The sequence below is a fragment of the Gemmatimonadota bacterium genome (assembly GCA_022560615.1).
Lineage (GTDB): Bacteria > Gemmatimonadota > Gemmatimonadetes > Longimicrobiales > Gaopeijiaceae > UBA1138.
This window is the reverse complement of record JADFSR010000045.1, coordinates 22745-28781: the sequence shown is the minus strand read 5'-3', so window position 1 is coordinate 28781 and position 6037 is coordinate 22745. Positions and strand designations below refer to the sequence as shown.

The 6037-nt window shown below is 59.6% G+C and carries 5 protein-coding genes; 4 read left to right on the top strand and 1 reads right to left on the bottom strand.

Features of this window, described 5'->3' with window-relative positions; all coding sequences use genetic code 11:
* From IIB36_17635 to IIB36_17625, 3 genes are all read left to right on the top strand, one after another.
* The coding region (locus IIB36_17635; protein ID MCH7533561.1) for a transposase at positions 1 to 507 on the top strand (507 nt) is incomplete at its 5' end.
* Positions 504 to 1343: an ATP-binding protein gene (locus IIB36_17630; GenBank protein ID MCH7533560.1), complete on the top strand. Its 840-nt coding sequence runs from the start codon at positions 504 to 506 to the stop codon at positions 1341 to 1343. The genes IIB36_17635 and IIB36_17630, both read left to right, overlap by 4 nt.
* 380 nt (positions 1344 to 1723) lie before the next feature.
* Positions 1724 to 1939, top strand: coding sequence for a hypothetical protein (locus IIB36_17625; GenBank protein ID MCH7533559.1), 216 nt, complete (start codon positions 1724 to 1726; stop codon positions 1937 to 1939).
* A 213-nt stretch (positions 1940 to 2152) separates the two neighbouring features.
* On the opposite strand, the gene IIB36_17620 is transcribed toward IIB36_17625, so the two are convergent.
* Positions 2153 to 3181, bottom strand: a complete 1029-nt coding sequence (locus tag IIB36_17620) for a toll/interleukin-1 receptor domain-containing protein (GenBank protein ID MCH7533558.1) — start codon at positions 3179 to 3181, stop codon at positions 2153 to 2155.
* 994 nt (positions 3182 to 4175) lie between these two features.
* Between IIB36_17620 and IIB36_17615 the strand changes: the two genes are divergently transcribed.
* Positions 4176 to 6011 carry an AAA family ATPase gene (locus IIB36_17615; GenBank protein ID MCH7533557.1) on the top strand — a complete coding sequence of 612 codons (1836 nt, stop codon included), beginning with the start codon at positions 4176 to 4178 and terminating at the stop codon, positions 6009 to 6011.
* Positions 6012 to 6037 lie beyond the last annotated feature (26 nt).

Here is a 6037-nt window from a genome sequence, read left to right as displayed (position 1 = left end):
GCGGCGTTCAGCTTCTTTGGTGGCGTGCCTCATGAACTGCTGTTCGACCAGATGAAGGCCGTCATCACCAAGGATGAGCGAGCGGCCGGAGGTCGCGTCACGGAGAACGCCGAGTTCCTACGCTTCGCTCATCACTGGGACTTCCGGGTCCGAGCGTGTCGTCCCTACCGAGCCAAGACCAAGGGCAAAGTCGAGCGGCCGGTGAGCTACGTCCGTTCGAGCTTCTTCTACGGCCGGACCTTCACATCGGACGAGGACCTCAACCATCAGGCCCGCCACTGGCTCGATCACGTGGCCAACGTCCGTACGCATGGCACACTGAAGGAGCGGCCCGTCGATCGCTTCGAGCAGGAGCGCGACCTGTTGCGGCCTTTGGCCTCGCGACTATACCGATCCCTGGTACTGTCGCCCGAGGCGAAGGAGCGAACCAAGGCTGTGCTTCCCCGCATCGACGTGGAGCGCCGGTCGTTGGAGACCTATGCCCAGGTGACCGGAGGTGTTCGGTGAAGGCCGCTGGCTCGCGCCGTGACCGGATCCGGGCTCAGCTCGCCGATCTCAAGATGCCGGGGGCGCTGGAAGCCATCGACGACGTCCTCACCAGGGTCGATGGCGGAGGCGTGACGGCCTCGGAGGCCATCGAGCAACTCCTCGGTGCTCAGATCACGCTACGCAACAACCGGCGCCTTCAGGCTGCCATGCGATCCAGCCGGTTGCCGGCCATCAAGACACTCGACGACTTCGACTTCAGCTTCCAGCCCTCGATCAAGCGCGAGCAGATCGACTCGCTCCACGAGCTCGGCTTCTTGGAGCGTAAGGAGAACGTCATCTTCCTCGGCCCTCCGGGCGTCGGCAAGACGCATCTCGCGATCAGCCTCGCCATTGCCGCGGCTCAGAGCGGGCGCAGAGTCTACTACGGCGCTCTGGCCGACCTCATCACCTCGCTCGAAGAAGCCAAGACCGCCGGCCAGCTGGGACGCCGCCTCAAAGTCCTCACCTATCCCTCGCTCCTGGTCATCGACGAGATCGGCTACCTGCCGGTCAGCCAGAGCGGTGCCATGTTGTTCTTCCAACTCATCAACCGGCGCTATGAGCGCGCATCCACTGTGCTGACCTCCAACAAAGGCTTCGAGGAGTGGGGCCAGATCTTGGGCGACGAGGTCATGGCCGCTGCGCTCATCGATCGCCTGCTCCATCACTGCCATATCGTCAACATCCGAGGCAGCAGCTACCGGATGCGCAAGCACACCGACCTCTCCAAGATCCTACACTCGCCTCCTGCGGAGTCGAGCCCTTCACCCCCCCGGACAAAGAGAGCAAGAGCAAAGGAGAAAACGACGAACTAGAGGCTCGTCACCTCCGCTGAGTGCGCAATTTTCGATGGCCACGAATGCGCAATTTTCAACCGGCGTTGACATCTCGAGCGGCTCGCTCGTTTCGTCACACCCCCACGCGTCCACCGCCACCGGTACCACGGGGTCCTGGCCCCGAATGCCAAACTCCGTACCGCCGTCAAGTACATCGGCAGACCCGAAGCCGAGACACCCGGCGCTCAGCTGCCGAGCCCAACAGGCACGAGCCCAAGGCCGCAGCCCTCCCTCGATGCTGAGCCGACTCGCCGCACCAACCCCGCTCGCGGGCACCCACCGAAGGTGGGTCTTGGGCCGTGCTGCTCGCTCGCATCTACGAGGTGCTGCCACTGCTCTGCCCCGCTTGTGGCGGCCCCATGAGGATCCTCTCCTTCATCACCGACCCGCCCGTCGTCACGGTGATTCTTCTACACCTGGAGCTCCCACACGCACCTCCGCCCATCTCGCCCGCGCGCGGCCCGCCCCAAGGAGATCTCCTCCTCGACCAGACCCCGGCCTTCGATCCCACCGAGTCCGAGCCCATCCCAGACTTCGTCTTCGATCAGTCGCTGCCCGACGAGTTCGACGGCTGAGGGTCTGCCCCCGCTGTCCTCCAGGACAGGCTGAGCCATTCGGCCACCTCCTTCCGCCCGTTTGAACATCCCCACGTCCCACTGCGTCATCCGAGCCCCGCGCACCTCTCGCGCGGCGACGGCTATCAGCCCGACTCGCCCGACCCTCGCTCCGCGTCCCATCCCACTCCCCGAACTACCACGCCTCCCGCGTCCATAGGGCGGTTGAATCGCCTATCCATTCAGATTCGGCGAGTGAGGGTCCCGTCCCATTCCGGTCAATATCTCATCAGCCAGCTGGTCGAAGTCTGCGTCGATCAACTGGGCCGTGACAATATCCGCGAGGAGAGGATACTCCTCCGCGAACTGGGCGTGAGTGAGGTCGAGTAGGACCGGCAGGAGGACCTTCTCACCTCTGCTGCTGATGCTCCGGTGGATTACGCTATGGAACTCGGCTTCTGGCCAAGGCTTGGCGATAGAGGACTTGCTGATGATCATGACTCCATACCGGGAATTTCGAAGTCCTTCGTCGATTTTCTCCGAAAGGCGGTCCCCAAGCGTGATTTGACCCCGGTCCCACCAGACCTTGATGCCGCGTCCCTTGAGGACCGCAACCAGGCTCTCGATGGTTGCGCGGTCTTCTGACGCGTAGCAGACGAAAACATCGAAATCGTGGCGCGATGACCTACTGTCATCAGCGTTCTCTAGCACGTCGGCAACCGGTTCCACTCCACTTTCTTGGCTTTGAGATTGGCAAAGCAGCAATGCGACATAATCGATGTCCCAATATGCTTGAGATTCCAGTACTACTTTCACGATCTGTGCTTGTGGGCTCACCAGGTGTACATCGAAAATGGGCCAGTGATAGATCGTCATACAACTTGCCAAAAACGGATCGAGGCTTGATAACCAATGCGGGTCCAACTGCCGGTTCTGCCTGTGGAAGTAATCGGTGTGCCCTTCTGGTATTACCTCCAAACCAAATAGATCTATCTGTTGTTCGTTCAAATAGATTGAAACGGATTGTCCTTTTTCCTCAGTATGAAGACCACCAAATTGCCGTAAACATGTAATGACGAGAAAGCCATGAAGTGCCCTATCTATTATTTTGGGGTCAACAGGTATTTCCCACGTGGCAATTACGTGGTGGAGTTTTTGTCCCGTCTCCATGTCCAAACCATCTATGATAATTGTACTGTCACCGGCAAACCATCCGATATCGGCGCCTACCAAATTGTTCTTCGTTTGGCCCAGGCCGCTCAAGATGTGCGCGCTACTCCCGTCGACCCTAGTTGATGACCAATGTGTCTCTCTTTCCGAAGTCACTGGCTTTGCCCTCTTAATATCCCGGCCATCAGTTGAGTTCTTCTACAGCGATCGTCCGGCGCGGTCATATTGACCGACTTTCCCAGATACACTCCAGCTTCCCAAAAACGCTCGTCGATTCGGCCAGAGGTAGGGTGTCGCTTCTCACCAGCATGCCCCACTTATTCTCAGGAGCTTGACCCCCCGAGGCTTCCCGAGTGTCCGAGGAATTCCTCCGCGCGCCCCTCTTCTCGCTCGCCGGGGGCGGCATTCTCTTACCTGCTGAGTTGCGACCTAAGATTAAATGTACTGCGGATCTTCTGGAGCTCTCAATTGGCTCCGGTACGAGGATGACAACCATAGGAGAGACCAAGGGGGCACCGACAGCCCTGGGCCTTGGCCTCGATGCCTTGACGCCTGGGCTGCGCGGGAGGCGGGTCCCGTGCGTCGGAGGGGAGGTCGGTTGGTGGCAACCTAGCCCCAACCTCCAGCCGGCGGGCCATCTCCTCCAAAGTAAAGAGAGAATTCGTCCACTCGCTAGCCCCCCCGTTCTCCAACCTTTGAGAGTTCCGGGACCGGCTCCGCCCGCTCGGACCCAATGGTGGGTGCGGAGCAGAATCGCAAATCGATGAGATGGTGCCTTAGATCTCGCCAGCTGTCACGCTCCATGTGTCGGCCCTGAATCGTTGGCGTGGCCCTAGCGCTACTCGGATGGGCACAGTGACTGACATGTATTCGGCAAGGCTCAGGACTGTGTACGGTTCGACGCCTGCGTCTGGCGTCGCACCATATTAGCCGTTCTCTTTCCGCTGCCACCACTTAGTGGATACGGAGACGCATGGGGCAGAGCTGGACGCCACGAAAGGCCAGACCATCAGCTCGTGGGCGAATCGTGGAAACCTGGCGCAAACTCCGATTCGGTACCAAGAGATCCGGAATAGGGTGCACCTAAATGCCTGAAGACTCGCAGGGGACCAATAGCGCCGTCCGACCACAGCGCATCCACTTTAAGCTGTCCGGTCAATACAAGTCGATCGGGACCCTGTCGTGGCGGAATGTCCCACCACTTGCCGTGATCACGGGGATTAATGGGAGCGGGAAGACCCAGTTGCTCGAGGCATTGTTCCTAGGTCTTGCGAAGCGGATGCCGCCGAACACAACAGCGCCGGGCGCGGCCATCGAAGCCAAAGTGGAAGGCGCAAGTATCGGTCCCAACGAAGTTGCGCTGTTTCGCCAGGGTGGTGATGTCGGCGATCTGCCTGTAACCAGCTTCCCCGCCTTCAAGAGCGAGGCAAGACAGTTTCTTGACAAGCTGAAGCGCGGAAACGTGGATGCTGGTCAGAGTTGGGTGAGAGAGGGCATGAAGGATCTTACGACCACCTCACTCGCCCAGCTTGGCGAAGACGAGTTCTTAGAGATCATCGAGGCCCACCCCGAGGTGTTGCTGCATCGTGATCGGGTGCTAGATGGGCTGAGCGATATCTTTATGAGCTACAGGACGAGTTCGCTCAAGGCATGGGACAGGGGAGTCCTCAGGGAGCGCTTAGAAGACGAGCTCGGTCCGCCACCCTGGGACATCCTCAACCGGATCCTGGAGGAAGCGAGGTTCCCGTATCGAGCGACATCGCCTGACTCGGTCCATCCTCTTGCTGACTTCACCCTTGGGCTCGTGTCCACCAGCGAGCCTGGCCTCGAGATTCGCATCTCGGACCTATCAGCGGGCGAGAGGGTGATTCTTTCGACCATCATGTGGATGTTTCGCTCGCGTCATCAGAGATCCCTTCCCCGGCTACTCCTTCTAGATGAGCCGGACGCTCACCTTCATCCGTCCCTTGCCCGCCAATTCCTTGATGTGATTCAGAATGTCTTAGTGGAGGAGTATGGTGTGCGGGTTGTCATGACTACTCACTCTCCGTCCACAGTGGCTCTGGCGCCCGAAGGTAGCCTCTTCGAGATGCAGAGGACCGGAACGCGAATTAGGGAGTCACCGTCTAGGTGGCATAGCGCCGGACTCCTCACTGCCGGTCTGCTGACCGTGGGCCCAAGTACAAAATACGTCTTTGTGGAGGACAAGAGCGATCAGGAGTTCTACGAATGCGTCTTCCGGACGCTCACTCGACAATCCCCATTCAGTGAGGACTCTTCCGCGCTCTCCGTGAGTCCGAGTCTCGTGTTCATACCCGCCTCTGAAGGGCAAAAATCTGGGGGCTCCGGTCGCGTTCGCAAATGGCTGAATACGTTCGAGGGATCCCACACACATGGACTGCTGGACGGTGACGGCGCAACAAACCAGGAAAGCGATGATCGACTGCACCGCCTTGGCCGGTACGAGATCGAGAATTACTTGGCGGACCCCCTGATAGTGTTCGCCGCGCTCGCAGGGCTACGGTGTCATCCTCGAATCAAAGGAATCCGGATGGAATTTGGCCAAGAGCACACGCTCATGACCAAGAACCGGCAGCAACTCCAGTCGGTGATTGACCGGATCGGGAGCACTCCGCTCTTTCCGTGCGGGGACGATCTCCAAAAAGCGATGTCTCGGCACATGGCCGCGAGGTGGCTCAGGACAGCAGAGAAGCTCGCTGAGCTGGAACCGCAGAACGGGAGCCTCTGGCACGCCTACCGACGCAAGTGGGCGACGGAGCGAAAGCACTTGCCCGACGTGGACGTGGCAGAGGCAGGCGGCTGGAAGACGGTAGAGACTCTGAAAACCGCGTACCAGCACGCCGACCCCGAGACCATGCTACGGGTTGTGTTGGAGCCCGCGAAGTTGAGAGAGGTGCGGTAATTAGGGCTTCAGCTCACACACTATGT